This window comes from Rahnella sp. RcJ3, assembly GCF_009498575.1.
In the GTDB taxonomy this organism is placed as follows: domain Bacteria; phylum Pseudomonadota; class Gammaproteobacteria; order Enterobacterales; family Enterobacteriaceae; genus Rahnella; species Rahnella aceris.
In genome coordinates, this window is the sequence record NZ_QSNX01000022.1 from 26,687 (window position 1) to 47,307 (window position 20,621).

16 protein-coding genes and 4 tRNA genes are annotated in these 20,621 nt (G+C 52.4%); 16 read left to right on the forward strand and 4 right to left on the reverse strand.

Annotated elements, in window-relative coordinates; genetic code table 11:
* Position 1 precedes the first annotated feature (1 nt).
* The 15 genes from wecA to DXU84_RS21520 all read left to right on the forward strand — a co-directional run bounded on the left by wecA (position 2) and on the right by DXU84_RS21520 (position 13,085).
* A complete protein-coding gene (gene wecA / locus DXU84_RS21450; protein ID WP_015690588.1) occupies positions 2 to 1,087 on the forward strand; it encodes a UDP-N-acetylglucosamine--undecaprenyl-phosphate N-acetylglucosaminephosphotransferase in 1,086 nt (361 codons plus the stop codon).
* Positions 1,088 to 1,131: 44 nt separating this feature from the next.
* Positions 1,132 to 2,184, forward strand: a complete 1,053-nt coding sequence (gene wzzE / locus DXU84_RS21455) for an ECA polysaccharide chain length modulation protein (protein WP_013577534.1) — start codon at positions 1,132 to 1,134, stop codon at positions 2,182 to 2,184.
* Positions 2,181 to 3,311: a non-hydrolyzing UDP-N-acetylglucosamine 2-epimerase gene (wecB, locus tag DXU84_RS21460; RefSeq protein ID WP_013577533.1), complete on the forward strand. Its 1,131-nt coding sequence runs from the start codon at positions 2,181 to 2,183 to the stop codon at positions 3,309 to 3,311. Before wzzE ends, wecB begins: the two co-directional genes overlap by 4 nt.
* A complete protein-coding gene (gene wecC, locus DXU84_RS21465; RefSeq protein ID WP_112152381.1) occupies positions 3,308 to 4,570 on the forward strand; it encodes a UDP-N-acetyl-D-mannosamine dehydrogenase in 1,263 nt (420 codons plus the stop codon). Before wecB ends, wecC begins: the two co-directional genes overlap by 4 nt.
* On the forward strand, positions 4,537 to 5,271 hold the full coding sequence (gene rffC, locus DXU84_RS21470) for a dTDP-4-amino-4,6-dideoxy-D-galactose acyltransferase (RefSeq protein WP_153376631.1): 735 nt from the start codon (positions 4,537 to 4,539) through the stop codon (positions 5,269 to 5,271). Before wecC ends, rffC begins: the two co-directional genes overlap by 34 nt.
* A gap of 4 nt (positions 5,272 to 5,275) precedes the next feature.
* Entirely contained in the window at positions 5,276 to 6,406 is a 1,131-nt protein-coding gene (gene rffA / locus DXU84_RS21475) for a dTDP-4-amino-4,6-dideoxygalactose transaminase (RefSeq protein ID WP_112152379.1), read from the forward strand.
* A 1-nt stretch (position 6,407) separates the two neighbouring features.
* Complete coding sequence (wzxE, locus tag DXU84_RS21480; RefSeq protein WP_119262186.1) at positions 6,408 to 7,658, forward strand: lipid III flippase WzxE; 1,251 nt, start codon at positions 6,408 to 6,410, stop codon at positions 7,656 to 7,658.
* A complete protein-coding gene (locus DXU84_RS21485; protein WP_112198179.1) occupies positions 7,655 to 8,737 on the forward strand; it encodes a TDP-N-acetylfucosamine:lipid II N-acetylfucosaminyltransferase in 1,083 nt (360 codons plus the stop codon). Before wzxE ends, DXU84_RS21485 begins: the two co-directional genes overlap by 4 nt.
* Entirely contained in the window at positions 8,734 to 10,113 is a 1,380-nt protein-coding gene (gene wzyE / locus DXU84_RS21490; RefSeq protein WP_112198178.1) for an ECA oligosaccharide polymerase, read from the forward strand. Before DXU84_RS21485 ends, wzyE begins: the two co-directional genes overlap by 4 nt.
* A complete protein-coding gene (gene wecG, locus DXU84_RS21495; RefSeq protein ID WP_013577526.1) occupies positions 10,097 to 10,837 on the forward strand; it encodes a lipopolysaccharide N-acetylmannosaminouronosyltransferase in 741 nt (246 codons plus the stop codon). Before wzyE ends, wecG begins: the two co-directional genes overlap by 17 nt.
* Positions 10,838 to 11,078: 241 nt before the next feature.
* Positions 11,079 to 12,473, forward strand: a complete 1,395-nt coding sequence (locus tag DXU84_RS21500) for an amino acid permease (RefSeq protein WP_013577525.1) — start codon at positions 11,079 to 11,081, stop codon at positions 12,471 to 12,473.
* A gap of 143 nt (positions 12,474 to 12,616) precedes the next feature.
* Positions 12,617 to 12,693 (forward strand) — tRNA-Arg (locus tag DXU84_RS21505).
* Positions 12,694 to 12,758: 65 nt separating this feature from the next.
* Positions 12,759 to 12,834, forward strand: a tRNA-His gene (locus tag DXU84_RS21510).
* Between the two features lie 29 nt (positions 12,835 to 12,863).
* Positions 12,864 to 12,949, forward strand: a tRNA-Leu gene (locus DXU84_RS21515).
* 59 nt (positions 12,950 to 13,008) lie between these two features.
* A tRNA-Pro gene (locus tag DXU84_RS21520) sits at positions 13,009 to 13,085 on the forward strand.
* A gap of 590 nt (positions 13,086 to 13,675) precedes the next feature.
* On the opposite strand, the gene hemY is transcribed toward DXU84_RS21520, so the two are convergent.
* The 4 genes from hemY to hemC are packed head-to-tail and all read right to left on the reverse strand — an operon-like array spanning position 13,676 to position 17,728.
* Positions 13,676 to 14,872 (reverse strand): protoheme IX biogenesis protein HemY, encoded by a 1,197-nt coding sequence (hemY, locus tag DXU84_RS21525; RefSeq protein WP_013577524.1) that lies wholly within the window; start codon positions 14,870 to 14,872, stop codon positions 13,676 to 13,678.
* A gap of 3 nt (positions 14,873 to 14,875) precedes the next feature.
* Positions 14,876 to 16,027, reverse strand: coding sequence for a uroporphyrinogen-III C-methyltransferase (gene hemX / locus DXU84_RS21530; protein ID WP_131638551.1), 1,152 nt, complete (start codon positions 16,025 to 16,027; stop codon positions 14,876 to 14,878).
* A 13-nt stretch (positions 16,028 to 16,040) separates the two neighbouring features.
* Positions 16,041 to 16,790, reverse strand: coding sequence for a uroporphyrinogen-III synthase (hemD, locus tag DXU84_RS21535; protein ID WP_037035461.1), 750 nt, complete (start codon positions 16,788 to 16,790; stop codon positions 16,041 to 16,043).
* Positions 16,787 to 17,728, reverse strand: a complete 942-nt coding sequence (gene hemC, locus DXU84_RS21540; RefSeq protein WP_037035462.1) for a hydroxymethylbilane synthase — start codon at positions 17,726 to 17,728, stop codon at positions 16,787 to 16,789. The genes hemD and hemC overlap by 4 nt, the downstream gene beginning before the upstream one ends.
* 327 nt (positions 17,729 to 18,055) lie before the next feature.
* Between hemC and DXU84_RS21545 the strand changes: the two genes are divergently transcribed.
* The gene (locus tag DXU84_RS21545; RefSeq protein ID WP_013577520.1) at positions 18,056 to 20,614 is read left to right on the forward strand and encodes a class I adenylate cyclase; all 2,559 of its coding nucleotides are present in this window, start codon (positions 18,056 to 18,058) and stop codon (positions 20,612 to 20,614) included.
* Positions 20,615 to 20,621: the final 7 nt, after the last annotated feature.

Here is a 20,621-nt window from a genome sequence, read left to right on the forward strand (position 1 = left end):
TGTGAATTTACTCAATATGAGTACTGAGCTAGCTGTTGTTTTCGTATTTTCATTCCTCTTTTTATTCGTTGCCCGGAAGGTAGCGAATAAAATCGGACTTGTTGATAAGCCAAATTTTCGTAAGCGTCACCAGGGACTGATCCCACTGGTGGGTGGGATCTCTGTATTTGCTGGCGTTTGCTTTGCCTTTCTGATCACCAGTTATACCATCCCCCATGGCTATCTTTACCTTGCCTGCGCCGGACTACTGGTATTAGTCGGTGGTCTGGATGACCGTTTCGATATCAGTGTCAAAACCCGGGCGATGGTTCAGGCTGTGGTCGCTGTTGCGATGATGAGTTTTGCTAACCTCACCCTTCGCAGCCTCGGACATCTGATTGGTCCCTGGGAAATGGTATTAGGCCCGTTTGGCTATCTTGTCACCCTGTTTGCCGTTTGGGCTGCTATTAATGCCTTCAACATGGTCGACGGTATTGATGGCTTACTGGGTGGCTTGTCTTGTGTCAGCTTTGGTTCGTTAGGCATTATCATGTACGACAGCGGACACATGGAACTCGCGTTCTGGTGCTTCGCGATGATTGCCGCGATCATCCCCTATATTTTACTCAATCTGGGTGTTTTAGGGCCCCGTTACAAAGTCTTTATGGGTGACGCTGGCAGCACGCTGATAGGGTTTACTGTCATCTGGATCCTCCTGCAAAGTACGCAAGGTGAATCTCATCCGATGAATCCGGTGACGGCACTTTGGCTTATCGCTATTCCCCTGATGGACATGGTTGCCATCATGTACCGACGCCTTCGCAAAGGAATGAGCCCGTTCTCAGCGGATCGTCAGCACATTCATCATTTGATCATGCGTGCAGGTTTTACTTCTCGCCAGGCTTTCGTCTTAATTACCGTCGCTGCCGCCATTCTGGCGGGGATTGGCGTGGTGGGCGAACATCTGAGTTTTGTTCCCGAATGGATAATGCTGGCTTTATTCTTCGTTGCCTTCCTGGTGTACGGCATTTGCATCAAGCACGCCTGGCGCGTGGCGCGGTTTATTAAACGGGTTAAAAGACGTTTGCGCCGTTCCTCTAATCAATAATCACTCTTTTAAGCAAGGGCATACTGGCTGTGGATAAACCAGAAATGATGAGAAACCAGAACGAACACGCCATCGAGAACGAGCTTGATATCCGTGGGTTGTGCTGCACTTTATGGAACGGAAAATTCTGGATTGCAGGTCTGGCGATACTCTTTGCCTTAATCGCCCTGGGTTCGTCTTACCTGATGAAACAGGAATGGAGTTCCACGGCGATCACGGATCGACCTACGGTCAATAATCTTTCGTCCTATTTCTCGCAGGCACAGTTTCTGCGTAATTTGGATGTGCATAACGCGCCGCAGTCAGACGCCAGCAGGCCACCCATTTCTGATGAAGCCTACAACGAGTTTGTCATGCAACTCGCGGCTTATGACACCCGCCGGGATTTCTGGCTGCATAGCCCTTATTACAAGCAACGTCAGGAAAATGATGCGCGTGCTGATGCCGTTTTGCTGGATGAAATGATCAATGACATTCAGTTTACTGCCCGTGATGTACCGAAAGTGCCGAACGATATTGTGAAACTCACTGCGGAAAACGCCGCTGATGCTAATAAGCTTTTACGCCAGTATGTCGATTTTGCCAGCCAGCGTGCTGCACAGCATCTGTATGATGAACTGGAAGGCGCGTGGGCGGCACGAACGCAGTCAATGAAAGCGCAGGTCAAACGTCAGGAAGAAGTTGCTCAGACTATTTTCAAGCGCACCACGCATAATACCGAGCAGGCACTGAAGATTGCTCAGCAGCAAAACATTCATAAAAGTGTGACTGACACCCCCGCTGAAGAATTACCGGATTCCGATATGTTCCTGCTGGGTGTGCCCATGCTCAAGGCCCGTCTTGAATTACTGCAAGCATCCGGTCCGGGGTATGATCTGGACTACGATCAGAACCGTGCGATGCTGTCGACCCTCAACGTCGGGCCAACGCTTACGGCAAAATTCCAGACTTATCGTTATTTGAGAACGCCTGAAGAACCTGTAAAACGTGACAGCCCGCGCCGGGCATTACTGATGATTATGTGGGGCATTGTCGGTGGTTTAATCGGGGCTGGTGTTGCCCTGACTCGCCGTAAAAATAAGAGAAACACATTGTGAAAGTGTTGACGATTTTCGGCACTCGTCCGGAGGCCATCAAAATGGCCCCGCTGGTGCTTGCTTTGTCGCAGGATGCGGCTTTTGAATCTAAAGTTTGTGTTACGGCTCAACACCGTGAAATGCTCGATCAAGTATTGCGCCTCTTTGAAATTACTCCGGATTATGATCTCAACATCATGAAACCAGGGCAGGGTCTGACAGAAATTACCAGCCGGATCCTGACCGGGCTTAAGCCTGTTCTGGATGAGTTCAGGCCTGACATTGTGCTGGTTCACGGTGATACCACCACGACGTTATCCGCCAGCCTTGCGGCGTTTTATCACCAGATCCCCGTCGGGCATGTTGAAGCAGGCCTGCGTACCGGAGATCTGTCTTCTCCGTGGCCGGAAGAAGGCAATCGCCTGTTAACAGGTCATCTGGCGAAATGGCACTTTGCGCCCACCGAGAATGCCAGTGCCAATTTGCAGCGGGAAAATATTGCCGGAGAGAATATTTTTGTCACTGGAAATACGGTGATTGATGCACTGCTCTGGGTTCGCGACCGCTTTAACAGCGATGCCTCGCTGGCCCAGCAACTGGCTGATAACTATCCATTTCTTGATGCGAACAAAAAGCTGATTTTGGTGACGGGCCACCGCCGTGAAAGTTTTGGCGAAGGCTTTGAGCGGATTTGCTCGGCCCTGGCGGAAATTGCGTGCAAGCACCCTGATGTACAAATTGTTTATCCGGTGCATCTCAACCCCAATGTCAGCGAGCCGGTGAACCGCATTCTGCAAAGCATCGACAATATCGTGCTGATTGACCCTCAGGATTATCTGCCGTTCGTTTATCTGATGGATAAAGCCTATCTGATCCTGACCGACTCCGGCGGCGTGCAGGAAGAAGCGCCTTCACTGGGCAAGCCCGTGCTGGTGATGCGTGAAACCACAGAACGTCCGGAAGCGGTTGATGCCGGAACAGTCCGGCTGGTGGGTACAAATCCCGCTAAAATAGTCGAGGAAGTGAACCGTCTGCTGAACGATGAAAACGAATACAACAGCATGAGCCGGGCGCACAATCCTTACGGCGACGGGCATGCCTGCCGCCACATTCTTGACGCATTGAAAAATCATTGGGTATCACAATGAGTTTTAACACTATCTCTGTTATCGGACTGGGCTACATCGGTCTGCCAACCGCCGCCGCTTTTGCCTCACGCCAGAAAAAGGTGGTGGGTGTTGATATCAATCAGCATGCCGTGGAGACGATTAACCGCGGTGCGATCCACATTGTTGAACCCGATCTCGACCTTCTGGTCAGACAGGCGGTTGATGCGGGATTTTTGCGGGCAGTGACTCAGCCTGAACCTGCGGATGCTTTCCTGATCGCTGTCCCGACGCCATTTAAGGGCGATCATTTACCGGATATGAAATTCGTCGAATCTGCGGCACGTTCTTTGGCGCCGGTTCTGAAAAAAGGCGATCTGATCATTCTGGAGTCCACGTCACCAGTGGGTGCGACAGAGCAAATGGCCGCCTGGCTGGCAGAAGTCCGCCCTGACCTGAGCTTCCCTCAGCAGGCCGGTGAGCAATCCGATATCAATATTGCCTATTGCCCGGAGCGCGTGTTGCCAGGGCAGGTGATGGTTGAACTGATTAAAAATGACCGCGTGATTGGTGGCATGACATCAGTTTGTTCACGGCGTGCCAGCGATTTGTATAACATTTTTCTCGAAGGCGAATGTGTTATTACCCACTCCCGCACTGCCGAAATGTGCAAGCTGACGGAAAACAGTTTCCGTGACGTAAACATTGCCTTTGCTAACGAATTGTCGCTGATTTGCGATGCGCAGGGCATTAACGTCTGGGAACTGATCAGCCTGGCGAACCGCCATCCGCGGGTAAATATTTTGCAGCCGGGGCCGGGTGTGGGCGGGCATTGTATTGCGGTTGATCCGTGGTTCATTGTTGCGCAAAACCCTGAGCTGGCAAGAATTATCCGCACGGCGCGTGAAGTGAACGACAGCAAACCGCACTGGGTGGTGGAGCGCGTGAAAGCGGCACTGGCAGATTGCCTGACTACCACGGGCAAACGTGCAGCCGACATCAAAATCGCCTGCTTTGGTCTGGCGTTTAAACCGAATATTGACGATCTCCGTGAAAGCCCGGCAGTGGAAGTGACGCACCTGATTGCCGACTGGCACGCCGGAGAAACCTGGGCGGTTGAGCCTAATGTGCATCAGCTTCCTGCTTCTCTGGCGGACAAAGTGACGTTACATCCCCTTGATCGCGCGCTGGAAGAAGCCGATCTGCTGGTGATGTTAGTCGATCACAAGCCGTTCAAAGCGATCCCTGCTGATCAGGTCCGGCAGTCATGGATTGTGGATACCAAAGGCGTATGGCGATAAACCTGCCTTTGCACGGCAATATCGCCCCGCTCGAATGGGAGAGTGATTTCTTCCAGCTCAACAGTGCGCGTCTGACGCCAGAGGCCTCTGCCGGTGAAATCACGCCGCAGAGGCTGGAACAATATGCGCTGGTGCAGTCGAAAGTGGATGCGTCACAAACGCACACGCTGGACGCACTTTCTGCGCTGGGTTTCCGGCTGGCAGAAGGTGAAACGGACATTTGTGTCGCGGTGACGACGCAAGATAATGCGCTGATGGCCGGGCGTCTGGCGGTACCGGACAATATTGCGGATGTGACCGCGATTGCCCGTCAGGCTTTTCATCTCAGCCGTTTTCGCGCGCCCTGGTATCAGCCTGATGACAGCGCCCGTTTCTATGCGATGTGGTCGGAAAAGGCGGTGCTGGGTACGTTCGACCATCTTTGTCTTTGGGCCGATGACGAGCAGGGCAATGCGCTGGGTTTTGTCACCTTGCGTCGTATTTCGCAAGACGAAGCAAGAATTGGCCTGCTGGCTGTCAGACCTGAATATCAGGGGCAGGGAGCGGGCAAAAAGTTAATGGCGGCTGCGAAAAAATGGTGTGCTGAACAGGGCGTGTCGCGAATGTATGTGGCCACGCAAACCGGCAATATCGCGGCCTTAAATCTTTATCTCGCCAGCGGTGGCAAAGTTATCCGCACGGCGTACTGGTTGTACAGGTGAAACGATGATCCCTTTTAATGCGCCACCGATTGCGGGTACTGAAATTGATTTCATGCGCGAGGCAATGAACAGCGGCAAACTGTGCGGTGACGGCGGGTTTACCCTGCGCTGCCAGAAATGGTTTGAACAGCGTTTCAACTGTCCGAAAGTTTTGCTCACGCCGTCCTGTACGGCCTCGCTGGAAATGGCCGCGTTGCTGCTGGATATTCAGCCCGGCGACGAAGTGATTATGCCGAGCTTCACGTTTGTTTCGACGGCCAATGCGTTCGTTTTGCGCGGTGCGAAGATCGTGTTTGTGGATGTCCGCCCGGATACCATGAATATTAATGAAACCCTGATTGAAGCGGCTATCACGGAGAAAACGAAAGTGATTGTCCCGGTGCATTACGCGGGCGTGGCCTGTGAAATGGACACCATTATGGCGCTCGCCGAAAAACATCATCTGTTTGTGGTGGAAGATGCGGCGCAGGGCGTGATGTCGACCTACAAAGGCAAAGCGCTGGGCACGATCGGCCATATCGGTTGCTTCAGTTTCCATGAAACCAAGAATTACACGGCGGGCGGCGAAGGCGGTGCCACGCTGATTAATGATCCGGCCCTGATTGATCGTGCTGAAATCATTCGTGAAAAAGGCACCAACCGCAGCCAGTTCTTCCGCGGTCAGGTGGATAAATACACCTGGCGCGACATTGGTTCCAGCTATCTGATGTCCGATTTGCAGGCTGCGTATCTGTGGGGAAATCTGGATGCGGCTGAAAAGATTAATCAGCGCCGTCTGGCAATCTGGAATCAGTATTATGAGGTGTTGCAGGATCTGGCCGATGCAGGCCGCATTCAGTTGCCTTCGGTTCCACAAGATTGTGTGCAAAACGCCCATATGTTCTATGTGCGCCTGAACGATATCGACGACCGCGATGCCTTTATTCGTCACATGAAAGCGGCCGATATTCTCACCGTATTCCATTACATCCCGCTGCATGCTTGTCCGGCGGGCGAAAATTTTGGTCGTTTCGCGGGTGTCGATCGTTTCACGACAAAAGAGAGTGAGCGGCTGGTGCGTTTACCGTTGTTTTACAACATGACCGATGACACGCAGCGCGTCGTGATTGCGGCCATGCTGCAATATTTCGCCTGATATGTCGCTGGCAAAAGCATCAGTCTGGACCGCCGGTTCTACGCTGATTAAAATTGGTGCCGGGTTGCTGGTGGTGAAATTGCTGGCCGTAACCTTCGGCCCTGAAGGCGTGGGGCAGGCAGGCAATTTCCGCCAGCTCGTAACCGTACTTGGCGTTCTGTCCGGTGCAGGTATTTTCAATGGTATAACCAAATACGTTGCCGAATATCATCAGGATCCTGAGCGGCTTAAAGCCGTACTCGGCACGTCGTCTTCGCTGATTTTGGGTTTCTCGACGCTGCTGGCCACCATCTTTTTGCTGGCCGCCGGGCCCATCAGTGTCGGGTTGTTCGGGCACGATCGCTATCAGGCCGTTGTCCGGGCCGTGGCCTTTATCCAGATGGGCATTGCTTACGCCAACTACTTTCAGGCCATCCTGAAAGGTTATCGTGATGCGATGGGTAATGCGCTGGCCGTGATTGGCGGCAGTCTGATTGGTTTACTGGCCTATCTGTTGTGTTTCAAACTGGGTGGCTATGAAGGCGCGCTGGCCGGGCTGGCGCTGGTGCCTGCACTGGTAATACTCCCTGCGGGTGGCATGGTGTGGCGACGAAAAACCTTTCCGCTGGCCTACTTAAAACCGGGTTGGGATCGCTTTATCGCCAGCCATTTGGGGAAATTTACCCTGATGGCGCTGATCACGTCTGTTACGTTGCCCGTGGCGTATGTGATGATGCGAAATCTGCTGGCGGAGCATTACAGCTGGAAGGATGTGGGGATCTGGCAGGGCGTCAGCAGTATTTCTGATGCCTATTTGCAGTTTATCACCGCTTCTTTCAGCGTGTATTTATTGCCGACGTTATCGCGCATGACTGACAAACGCGATGTCTCGCGTGAAATCGTTAAGTCGCTAAAATTTGTTCTGCCCGCCGTGGCGGCCGTCAGTTTTACTGTCTGGCTGCTGCGCGACTTCGCCATCTGGTTGCTGTTTTCAACACAATTTATCGCAATGCGCGATTTGTTTGCCTGGCAGTTAGTCGGTGACGTACTGAAAGTCGGCTCGTATGTTTTTGGCTATCTGGTGATTGCGAGAGCGTCTCTGCGCTTTTACGTGCTGACTGAAATCAGCCAGTTTGCGTTACTGACGGGTTTTTCACATTGGTTGATCCCGATACGGGGTTCTCTTGGCGCCGCGCAAGCGTATATGGCGACGTATGTCGTTTATTTCGCCCTGTGCTGTACCGTATTTGTTATTTATCGTAGACGAGCATGACAACGCTGATTCACGTTTTGGGATCTGACATTCCCCACCATAATGTCACCGTGCTGCGCTTTTTTAATGATGTTCTGGCCGAATGTGCGCCTGAAAAGCTGATTTATCATTTTATGGTGGCGGCAGCGGATGCATCAGCATTTGCTGAATTCACTCGTCTGGATATTCGTGTTTATCCGGACAAAAAATCGCTGGCCGATGCGGTTATTTCCCGCGCCCAGGATCGCACACATCACTTCTTCTTCCATGGTCAGTTCAACCCGACGCTCTGGCTGGCGCTGCTGACCGGCAAAATTAAGTCGCAACAGGCCAGCTGGCACATCTGGGGTGCCGATCTTTATGAATCGGCAGGGGGTCTGAAATTCCGTCTGTTCTATCTGATGCGTCGTCTGGCACAGGGACGTATCGGCCATGTTTTCGCTACCCGCGGCGATCTGATTTATTTCCATCAGCGACATCCGCGTGTACCGTCCTCATTACTGTATTTTCCGACGCGCATGGATCCGTCACTGACGCTTCCAGCCGGTCAGCCTGAACCGACAGGGCCGATGACGGTGCTGGTCGGCAATTCCGGTGACCGCACTAACCGACATATTGAAGCGCTGCGTTCGTTGCATCAGCAGTTTGGTGCGGATATCCGGGTGATTATCCCGATGGGGTATCCGGCCAATAATCATGCGTACATCGACCAGGTGCACAGTGAAGCGTTGAAACTGTTTGCGCCCGAAAACATTGAAGTGATGACTGGCTCGATGCCTTTTGCTGATTATCTTGATGTGCTGCGCCGTTGCTCGCTGGGGTATTTTATTTTCGACCGCCAGCAGGGTATCGGGACGCAGTGTTTGCTGATTCAGTTCGGCGTGCCGTTTGTGGTCAGCCGTCAGAACCCGTTCTGGCAGGATTTGGCGGAGCAAAATCTGCCGGTACTGTTTTATGGTGATGCGCTGGATGCCAGAACCGTGGCCGAAGCGCGCCGTCAGTTGCTGAACACGGATCGGGAGAATATCGCCTTCTTCAACCCGAATTACATCGCGGGCTGGCAACAGGCATTACTGCTGGCGGCAGGAGAAACATCATGACAATGGCACAGCTTGGCGGCCTGTCTGTCGTTTATGCGTTCTCGCTGTTGTTCATTCTGACGCTGACTTATAAAGAATTCCGCCGCGTACGTTTTAACTTCAACGTCCTGTTTTCGCTGTTGTATCTGCTGACATTTTATTTTGGTTTTCCGCTGACCTGTCTGCTGGTTTTCCAGTTCGATGTCAACGTCGTACCGGTTGAAAACCTGTTACAGGCGATGCTGGCCGCAACCTGTTTTTACGGTATTTATTATGTCAGCTATAAAACGCGGCTCAGGGCGAAACATGAAGGCCCGTCCCGCCCGCTGTTTACGATGAACCGTGTCGAAACCCATCTCACCTGGATGTTGCTGGCGCTGATTGCGGTGGTGACGGTTTCTATTTTCTTTGCGCATAACGGCTTTTTGCTGTTTAAGCTCAAGTCGTACAGCCAGATTTTTTCCAGTGATGTGTCCGGAGTTGCGCTTAAACGCTTCTTCTATTTCTTCCTGCCGGCGATGCTGGTGGTGTTCTTCCTCAAACCCAATCCGCAGCGCTGGCTGTTTTTCCTGGTGAGTACCGTCGCATTTGGCCTGCTGACGTACATCATCGTCGGCGGGACGCGCGCGAATATTATCATCGCGTTCGCACTGTTTTTGTTTATCGGCATTGTACGCGGCTGGATTAGTTTGTGGATGCTGGCGGCGGCAGGCGTACTGGGTATCGTTGGTATGTTCTGGCTGGCACTTAAACGCTACGGATTGAATGTCAGCGGCCCTGAGGCGATTTACACGTTCCTTTATCTGACGCGTGATACGTTCTCGCCATGGGAAAATCTGGGGCTGTTGCTGCAAAATTACGACAAAATCAGTTTTCAGGGGCTGGCGCCTATTGTCCGTGATTTCTACGTCTTTATCCCCGGCTGGCTGTGGCATGACCGTCCGGGCGTAGTGCTCAACACGGCCAACTATTTCACCTGGGATGTGCTCGACAACCATTCCGGTCTGGCCATTTCGCCGACGCTAATTGGCTCACTGGTTGTGATGGGCGGAGTTTGGTTTATCCCGCTTGGCGCAGTGGCTGTGGGCATGATCATTAAATGGTTCGACTGGCTTTATGAAAAAGGCAAAGCCGACACCAACATTTATAAGGCCGCCATTTTGCAAAGTTTTTGCTTTGGTGCTGTGTTCAATATGATCGTACTTGCCCGCGAAGGCGTGGATTCCTTTTTCTCGCGGGTGGTGTTTTTCTGTGTCGTATTCGGCGCCTGCCTGATTGTCGCAAAACTGTTGTACTGGATGTTTGACGCTGCCGGGCTGATACGTGCCAAAATGCCGGTCAGGAAAAACCTCATGGAGCCTTTGGCAGTAAGGAAGATGGATGAATTTGGAGAATAAAATCCCGCAATACGACATCCGTGGGATCCGCCTTTGGGGCTTTCGCAATATGGCGCATTTTCTCGATTATCTTTTTGCCGGTCATCAGGTGAAAAACGGTTCGCTGGTGGCGATAAATGCAGAGAAAGTGCTGACGGTCGAAAGCAATCCTGAAATGCGTACGCTGATCGAGCACGCGGAATTTAAGTACCCTGACGGGATCAGCATTGTGCGGGCTATACGGCGTAAATACCCGCAGTCACACGTCTCGCGTATCGCGGGTGCTGACCTCTGGGAAGGGCTGATGGAGCGAGCAGGCCGTGAAGGAACACCGGTCTTTCTGATAGGCGGTAAGCCGGAAGTACTGGCGCAGACAGAAGAAAAGCTGCGCGCCAAGTGGAACGTCAATATTGTCGGTAGCCAGAATGGTTATTTTGTGCCGGAACAGCGCGAGGCATTGTTCGAAAGGGTGAAAAGCAGCGGCGCGGCTATCGTGACCGTGGCAATGGGTTCACCAAAACAGGAAATCCTGATGCGCGATTGCCGCCTTGTGCATCCTGATGCGCTTTATATGGGCATCGGCGGAACCTATGACGTCTTTACCGGACATGTTAAACGTGCGCCTAAAATCTGGCAAAATCTGGGGCTGGAATGGCTCTACCGGTTGATTTTACAGCCGAGCCGTTTACGTCGTCAGCTCAAACTGCTTAAATTTATCCGTTATTACTACACCGGTCGTCTGTAATACTTGCGCCGTGGCTGATCTTCAGCGCGGCGTTTTACCTCTCATTTCACTCCATCGTTTACTGTCGTTTTCACCCTGACATGTCTACCCGTGCGGATCTTTCTCAATTGTGATTTGCAACTCATGCTGAAATGCGGAACCATAGCGCCGTTTTTCCGCCCTATATGGGCATCATCACAAATAAAAATAACATTTCGGTCATTCCGGAAGGCAAACACAATTAAAGAGAAACTGAGGAACTATGGCGAATCAAGAGGAAAAGGGTGGGCTACACCGGGGGCTTGAAGCGAGACATATTGAGCTGATAGCGCTCGGCGGCACCATCGGGGTTGGATTATTTATGGGCGCGGCCAGTACCCTGAAATGGGCCGGGCCGTCAGTATTGCTGGCCTATATTCTGGCGGGCGTGTTCGTCTTCTTTATCATGCGCTCGATGGGCGAGATGCTGCACCTGGAGCCCGTTGCCGGTTCGTTCGCCGTCTACGCCCATAAATATCTTGGGCCATATTACGGCTACCTGACCGCATGGAGTTACTGGTTTATGTGGATAGCAGTGGGGATTTCTGAAATCACCGCTATCGGAGTATACGCCCAATACTGGTTCCCGGATTTACCACAGTGGATCCCCGCGCTGATGGCTGTGGCGATTGTAGCCGCCGCGAACCTTGCCGCCGTTAAACTGTATGGCGAAATGGAGTTCTGGTTTGCGCTGATCAAAATCACCACCATCATTGTGATGATCGTGGTGGGGCTGGCGGTAATCTTCTTCGGCTTTGGCAATCACGGCGAAGCGGTCGGTTTTGCCAATCTGACTGCGCACGGTGGTTTCTTCGCAGGCGGCTGGAAAGGTTTCCTGTTTGCGCTGTGTATCGTTGTGGCGTCCTATCAGGGCGTGGAACTGGTGGGGATTACCGCCGGTGAAGCGAAGAATCCGCAGGTTACGCTCAAACGCGCTATCAACAATATCCTGTGGCGTATCCTGATTTTCTACGTCGGTGCGATTTTCGTCATCATCACCATTTTCCCATGGAACGAAATGGGCACACACGGCAGCCCGTTTGTCCTGACATTCGCGAAGATTGGCATTGCTTCGGCGGCTGGCATTATCAACTTCGTGGTGCTGACGGCGGCGTTGTCCGGCTGTAACAGCGGTATGTACAGCTGCGGACGTATGCTTTATGCACTGTCTAAGAATCGGCAGTTGCCTGCGTTTCTGAGCAATGTCTCGAAAAGTGGTGTGCCGGTTTACGGTATTGCCATCACCATTTTGTGTCTGCTGGTCGGTTCGTGCCTGAACTACATCATCCCGAATCCTGAGAAAGTGTTTGTGTATGTCTACAGCGCCAGCGTACTGCCGGGCATGGTGCCGTGGTTTGTGGTGCTGATCAGCCAGTTACGTTTCCGTGATGCACATAAAGAGAAACTGAAAAACCATCCGTTTAAATCGGTTCTCTTCCCTTATACCAACTACCTGACGCTGATTTTCCTGGCATGTGTGCTGGTCGGTATGGCGATTAATCCGGATACGCGGGTTTCTTTACTGGTCGGCGGTATTTTTATCGCGGCAGTCTCGCTGATATACTTCGGTCTCGGCATGCATAAGCGCGCTGCGCTGACGGCAGAAAAAGCAAAATAACGTCGTAAGTCACGGGTGGGGAAGGCAAGATGCTTACTTTTACTTCGTATTGGATAAAGCGTAATCAAACGCAATATTTCTGATAAAAAGCACTAGACAGCCAAGCGTTAAAACCGTAGTATCCCCACCCGCAACGGCGCTAAGCGCCCGTAGCTCAGCTGGATAGAGCGCTGCCCTCCGGAGGCAGAGGTCTCAGGTTCGAATCCTGTCGGGCGCACCATTTAGTATGCGCTAGAGTTGCGGTGGAATGTTGAAGTCAGACAATTCACGTTAGTTAGAGATATGGTGGCTATAGCTCAGTTGGTAGAGCCCTGGATTGTGATTCCAGTTGTCGTGGGTTCGAGTCCCATTAGCCACCCCACTCTAAAAATGATTTTGTGATTGTGACATGCGATGGTGGCGGAATTGGTAGACGCGCTAGCTTCAGGTGTTAGTGTCCTTCGGATGTGAGGGTTCGAGTCCCTCCCTTCGCACCACACACAAAATACATTTAAATGATGCAGTTAGCGTCAGAAAGTAGTAAGATGCACGACATCGGCGAGTAGCGCAGCTTGGTAGCGCAACTGGTTTGGGACCAGTGGGTCGGAGGTTCGAATCCTCTCTCGCCGACCACATTCGAAGAAACCTGCTTTTTTAAAGCAGGTTTTTTTTCGTCTGGAGTTTCTCAACTCACCCTGTTGTTTATCTGCGACATTCCGCTGTATGCCTGTCTCTTGCAGGAGACACTTATCTTATTGATAAATAAAGCTTCACATAAGCTGACATTCACACGTCGCTCACTGGCGACAGAATGGCGGTTTAACGGGAAGTCTCTGGCTTTCCAAAAATTGACTGCTGAGGGTTAGTGAAAATAAAGCTGTTAATTATCAGTTAAATAAAAAATTTTAAACGGACTCTTGCCATATTGGCACGCGTCCTGCAATATTCTCGCCGTAGATGCTCATTCCACCTATTATGTTTGCTCCGGCTTCATAAACCTGGGAATGATGCAGAGCCAATTTACAGTGCCTATTGTCATCCTGACCGATAACGCGCAAGCGCTATCATCCAGAAGGCAAAACGTTGAGTGAGGCACTAAATCTGTTGTCCTAGACCTGATTGTTTTTAAACACTTGTCTTCCAGACAAGTGTTTTTTTTGTCTGAAATTTACGACCGACATAAAAAAGGCTCCCGAAGGAGCCTTTTACAGACAGCAAGGTTATTACTGTTGCTGCGAATTATTCAGGGTTAGCATCAGCCCTTCACGGCGCATCTCCGCTGCTTCTGCCGGTTTATGCAGCTTGTCCAGCGCATCAGCCAGCCAGGCGTAATCATACGCGTCAGGACGCTGTTTCAGCGCCTCACGGAAGGCTTCGCTCGCCTGTTGCCATTCACCGTGCTTCATCAGCAACTGACCTAGCGTGCTGCTCAGCAGCGGCGTTGTGCCATTCTGTTTGATCAACTGACGCAGTGTTTTTTCCAGTTGCTCAGGATTACCCGAACGCAGCTTCGGCATCAGCGCGACCAGCCGATCGTCGTACTGGCGTTTCAGCCCGTCGAGGATCACTTCCTGTGCCAGATCCTGATCGTTGCATTCAATCAGATGCGTTGCCATTGCGACCTGCAGGGCCACTTCATGACGGGTTTTACGGCTCTGATCTTTCCACCAGCGCTTCAGGCCTTCGCTGCCTTCTTCAGCCATCAGCTGATTCATCATGCCGATATAAGCCTGCTCCTGAAGCACACGAATTTCATCGTCGGTATGAATATCGGCTTTCGCCATCGACGGTAAAATCTCCAGCAGTGAACCGTAAGCGCCGGTCAGAAGATAAGCCTGCTCTGCCAGACGTAAAACTTCCGGATGACGTGGCGACTGACCCAGCAAACGGTCAACGCCATGGCGTGCTGCGTGAACTTCACCTCTGGCCAGCTGGATACGTACGCGGGTGATATCGACCGGCATCTGGTCGATATCCGCGATTTCTGCCGCCCGCTCCAGATACTGATTGGTGCGGATATCGTCGCCGCGCTGCTGCGCCGCTTCCGCTGCCAGTAAATAGTTCACCACCGGCTGTTCGGCGTGATCAGCATTGCGCGCCAGCAATTTCTCCATCTGACGATGATCGCCTTCCGCCAGCTTGAGCATAGCTGCGTGAGTTTGCTTACGCGCTTTAGAGCTTTTGCGCCCGGCAAACCAGCCGCGGGTACGGGCACCGGTACGCAGAACGCGGCGCAGGATCCATTCAATCAAGAACAGCACCACAATCAGCACGATCAGCATGATGACTAAACCGGTGACGCTGGTTTCAATATTGTAATTGTCGGTTTGGATCAGGACATAGCCCTGATGGCCGGCCAGAATCGGGCCGACAATAATCCCGGCAAACACAATCAGGAACAACACGAAAACTCGTAACATGTGTTATTCCCCCTGCGTGGCGGCGGCGGGCTGCTGAAGCAGGTTACGCACGCGGGTCTGCATCAATTTTTCCAGCATCGGCTGGCTTTTCAGCTCCTCCGGCACGTCCATCGAAACAGATTGCTGGCTGAGATTGTCCAGTTCTTCAAGAAACGCTTTGGTCGAAGGATCGGACGTATCAAAGTAGGCGCGAACCCAGGTTGAGACGCTTTCCAGCGACTGTTTGTAGACTTCATCCTGATGACGCGGAACGGCTTGTGCGGCAATCAGCAGACGCGAGCGAATATTCTCGCGCAGGTACACATCCTGATTCGGTGCCAGGAGCGGTTCTGCGCTGCTATCACGGCGGCGAATGGTGATGAAGTCATCCATAAAGTTGTGCCAGCTTTTGGTCAGGTTCTGACGCCATTCGGTCAGAGAGCTGGACAAGCTGGAACTGTCATTGTCCATCGGGGAATCGTCAGTATCATTGTCGGCCAGACGCAGGTTATCCACCTGATTCGATAGCTGATTCAGCTTGAGAATGATGCCGTCGAAATCGACCTGCGCAACGGCAGAAAGGCTGCCCACGTCTTCGTTCAGCGCACGGCGCACGTCAATCAGGCTCGGATCGTTCATGTCGGCCAGGCTGGCATCTGCGCTTTTCAGCAGTGCGGCAGCGGTGGTGACATCCTGATCGCTCCACAATTTGCGGCCAGCGAGTTTCACCAGATAATCGGCCTGCGCCAGTAACCAGGTTTTGGCATCGCTGCCGGAAATGCTGGCGACTTTGTCTTGTAGCTCATTTAGCTGACGACCAAAGGAAGCCTGCTGACGATCGGCCTCTTGCCGGGTTTTTTGCTGCTGAGCGAGCAGATCAGCGATTTGTTGTTTGTCCTGCTGCTGGGTTTTTTGCAGCGCATCGAGTTGTTCAGAAAGCGCTTCATCTGAGGCAACCTGCGCCAGCGACTGCTGGTGGCCGTGATAATAGAGACCGGCGCCAAGCGCGATCACCAATACAATTGCTATAGCACCCAGTACCGGCGCGGTGCGTTGCTTTTTCTGCAACGTTTTCAGCGTCTTGTCCAGGTCGGAAGCGTCTGGCTGGGGGCTCTCAACCGCTGGGGAGATAACAACATTCTCATCCGGCGCGGAAGGATTTTTTTGTTCCGTCATTTTGGCACATCCCTTAGTCAGGTAGTTGTAATGCGCGGATCAGCGCATCATTGTCTGCATTCTCAGCAACCCGAATTGCGCTCCAGCCAAGCTGGCGTGCAAGGGCTGCCAAACGTTCACTGACCACCACCAGATTACAGCGCAGTAACCATGAATTTCGATAGTAATCAGGAACTAACTGGTACAACTGTTGCAGCATTTCTCCGCTGGTCACGACCAGCGTATCAACTCCGGCCCGTTGCCAGAGTGCACTCTGTTCACTGGCATCGTAGTAAACCGGGCTGCGCTGATAACATTCGCAGTAGGTGACATCGACACCGCGTTCTGTCAGCGTTTCGGCTAACAGCTCCCGTCCGCCATTACCGCGTAATATCAGCGCTTTTTTACCCTGTATGCGTTGCAATGCCGGAAGATTCAATAACGTCTCGCTGGTTTCGCCATCCTGAGGATAGAGAACCGGCAGGCTGCTGACCCGGTGGAAAATCAGGCCAGTGGTGCGACCAATGGCAAAATAATTCACGGTGTCCGGCCAGTTTGTGGCGGACTGGCGCAAAGCCCGGTCAGCGTAACTGACGGCATGTTGCGAGAGCACGAACACCAGATCTTGCTGATTTAATGAGGATAGCAGGTTCGGAAGCGATGCGAGCTGGTTCCCCGGTGCAAAATCAATCAGCGGGGAATGGAAGGCAACCCGCCCCAGAGCGCGCAGCCGGCTAACCAGTGCTTCTCCTGCCGGAGAGGGGCGGGTGACCAGAATGGTCATTTAGGCACGTTCCCCTGATAGACCTCATGCAGGATTTCGCGCGCGCCGTTGGCGAGCAGCTCTTCTGCCAGGTCGACACCCATGCGGTGCGCGTTAGCGGCCGGACCGCGACGTTCTCCACACACCATCTGGCTGCCATCCGGTGCGCCGACCAACGCACGAAGCCAGAGCTCGTCACCTTCCAGCTCGGCATAGCTGCCGATTGGCACCTGACATCCCCCTTCAAGACGCATATTCATTGCCCGTTCAGCTTGCACACGTAACGTGGTTTCACGGTGCGCCAGTGGTGCCAGCAAGTCGCGGGTAGTTTGATCGTCAAGGCGGCATTCGATACCGACGGCACCTTGTCCTACAGCGGGCAGACACTCTTCCGGTGTCAGTGCGTAAGTGATGCGGTTTTCCAGACCCAGACGTTTCAGGCCAGCGACAGCCAGAATAATGGCATCGTATTCACCGTTATCGAGTTTGGATAAGCGGGTGCCCACATTGCCGCGCAGATCACGGATCACCAGATCAGGACGTTTCTGACGCAACTGACACTGACGGCGCAGGCTCGATGTTCCGACAATACTGCCTTGTGGCAAATCCGCCAGACTGGCGTACTGATTGGAGACGAAAGCATCGCGCGGGTCTTCGCGTTCACAAATAGTGACCAGTCCCAGGCCTTCCGGAAACTCTACCGGCACGTCTTTCATGGAATGCACGGCGATATCCGCACGGCCATCGAGCATCGCCAGTTCAAGCTCTTTGACGAACAAACCTTTGCCACCCACTTTGGCCAGCGGGGTATCTAAAATGATATCGCCTTTGGTCACCATTGGAACCAGTTCCACCTGCAAACCGGGGTGACAGGCCATCAGCCGGCTTTGAACATATTGTGCCTGCCACAAAGCCAGCGGGCTCTGGCGGGTGGCAATTCGAATGATTTTGTCTACCATGTTTGTTACCGTTTAACTGTCTCTGTGCCCATCCTACCACTGACAATAGAAAGCTGTCAGCGTAAGAAGCCATTCGTAAAAGAAGGTTAACGGGTGTTGAAGAGATTTGTTCCGTTTCGGAACAGACGGTAAAATCCAGAGAAGCGGAAGAGTAATTGTGGTGCGTTACTTTCTTTACGGTCAAACAGCAAGGTGTTAAATTGATCACGTTTCCAGCAATTATTCGTCAACTATTTGCACAATCGCGGTTGTTCAAAGCATAAGCATCACGATAAATGACGGATTTGGAACGGGGTTCTTTCCAGACACATAATCAGGCGAAACGTCTTGTACCTCTACATCGAGACATTGAAGCAAAGATTGGATGCGATCAATCAGTTACGAGTAGATCGCGCACTGGCAGCAATGGGTCCTGCGTTTCAACAGGTCTACCAGCTGCTTCCTGTCTTTTTACATCAACATCACCCTCTGATGCCGGGATACCTTGAAGGTAAGGTTCCGCATGGTATCTGTGTTTTCACGCCTGATGAATCCCAACAAACCTACCTGACTGACCTTGAAGATAAATGGGGCAGCGCGCTCGAACCTCTTGTGAAAGGTGAATTGCCGATCACTGGCGTGTATTCCATGGGCAGCACCTCTTCCATTGGCCAGAGTCAAAGCTCTGATCTGGATATCTGGGTCTGCCATCAGTCCTGGCTCGATAACGAAGAGCGTAACCGCTTACAGCAAAAATGCAGCCTGTTAGAAAAATGGGCGGCCTCGCTGGGCGTAGAAGTCAGCTTCTTCCTGATCGACGAAAACCGCTTCCGCCACAATGAAAGTGGCAGCCTGGGTGGTGAAGACTGTGGTTCAACGCAGCACATCTTATTGCTCGACGAGTTCTACCGTACCGCCGTCCGTCTGGCCGGTAAGCGTATTCTATGGAATATGGTGCCGGGTGAAGAAGAAGCGCATTACGACGAATATGTGCTTTCGCTGTATGCGCAGGGCGCACTGACGCCAAACGAATGGCTCGATCTCGGTGGCCTCAGTACGCTGTCAGCGGAGGAGTATTTCGGCGCGAGTTTGTGGCAGTTGTATAAAAGTATCGATTCTCCTTATAAAGCGGTGCTCAAAACGTTGCTGCTGGAAACATACTCCTGGGAATACCCTAAAACGCAATTGCTGGCGATGGATATTAAACAACGCCTGCATCAGGGTGAGATCGTCTGCTTCGGGCTTGATTCCTATTGTATGATGCTCGACCGCGTGACCCGTTATCTCACCCAGATTGAAGATTTCACCCGCCTTGATTTAGTCCGCCGTTGTTTCTATTTAAAAGTCTGCGAAAAACTCTCCCGTGCACGGGCATCGGTCGGCTGGCGTCGTGAAATTCTCAGTCAGCTTGTGGCTGAATGGGGATGGGATGAAGAACGTCTGGCTATGCTGGATAACCGGGCGAACTGGAAAATCGAGCGTGTGCGCGAAGCGCATAACGAACTGCTCGATGCCATGATGCAAAGCTATCGCAACCTGATCCGCTTTGCCCGTCGCAACAATTTAAGCGTCAGTGCCAGCCCGCAGGATATCGGCGTGCTGACCCGTAAGTTGTACGCCGCGTTTGAAGCGCTGCCGGGCAAAGTCACGCTGGTGAATCCGCAGATTTCACCTGATCTGTCAGAAAGCGATTTAACCTTTATTCATGTGCCGATTGGCCGGGCGAACCGCACCGGCTGGTATCTGTATAATCAGTCGCCGTCGATGGAATCTATCGTCAGCCACCAGCCGCTGGAATATAACCGCTATCTGAATAAACTGGTGGCGTGGGCCTATTTCAACGGACTACTGACATCCACGACACGTCTGCACATTAAAAGCGGCAGCTTGTGTGATATCGCCAAACTGCGCGAACTGGTGGCGGATGTTTCGCACAACTTCCCGCTGCGCCTGGCGGCACCGACGCCAAAAGCGTTGTACAGCCCGTGCGAAATTCGTCACTTAGCGATTATCGTTAATCTGGAACACGATCCGACCGCAGCTTTCCGCAATCAGGTGGTGCATTTTGATTTCCGTAAGCTGGATGTTTTCAGTTTCGGGCAGAATCAGCAATGCATGGTCGGCAGTATTGACCTGCTCTATCGCAACTCATGGAATGAAGTGCGTACGCTGCATTTCAGCGGTGAACAGGCGGTGCTTGAAGCGCTGAAAACTATTCTGGGCAAAATGCATCAGGATGCTGCACCGCCGGAATCGGTAGAAGTGTTCTGCTACAGTCAGCATTTACGTGGCCTTATCCGTACGCGGATTCAGCAACTGGTGTCGGAATGTATTGAGCTTCGCCTGTCGAGCAAACGACTCGAACCCGGGCGCTTCAAAGCCGTGCGTGTTGCCGGGCAAACCTGGGGACTGTTCTTTGAACGTCTCAGCGTTTCTGTGCAAAAGCTGGAGAATGCGATCGAATTCTATGGCGCGATTTCCAACAACAAACTGCACGGTTTGTCGGTGAAATTGCAGACCGATCAGGCGCATCTCCCCGCTGTGATTGACGGCTACGCCAGCGAAGGGATCATTCAGTTCTTCTTCGAAGACAGTTCGGATGACATCGGCTTTAATATCTACATTCTTGATGAATCCAACCGTGTTGAGGTCTATCACCACTGCGAAGGCAGCAAAGAGGATCTGGTGCGCGATGTCAGCCGGTTCTACTCATCTTCCCATGACCGGTTTACCTACGGCTCAAGCTTTATTAACTTCAACCTGCCGCAGTTCTATCAAATTGTGTCGCTCGATGACCGGATTCAGGTGATCCCTTTTCGCAGCAATGCCCTCTCTGCCGCCTGCGCCACCTTGCCTGAAAGCGACGTCGAACCTTCGCGGCTGAAGCAGCAATTCCAGTTGCATTAGAAAAGGT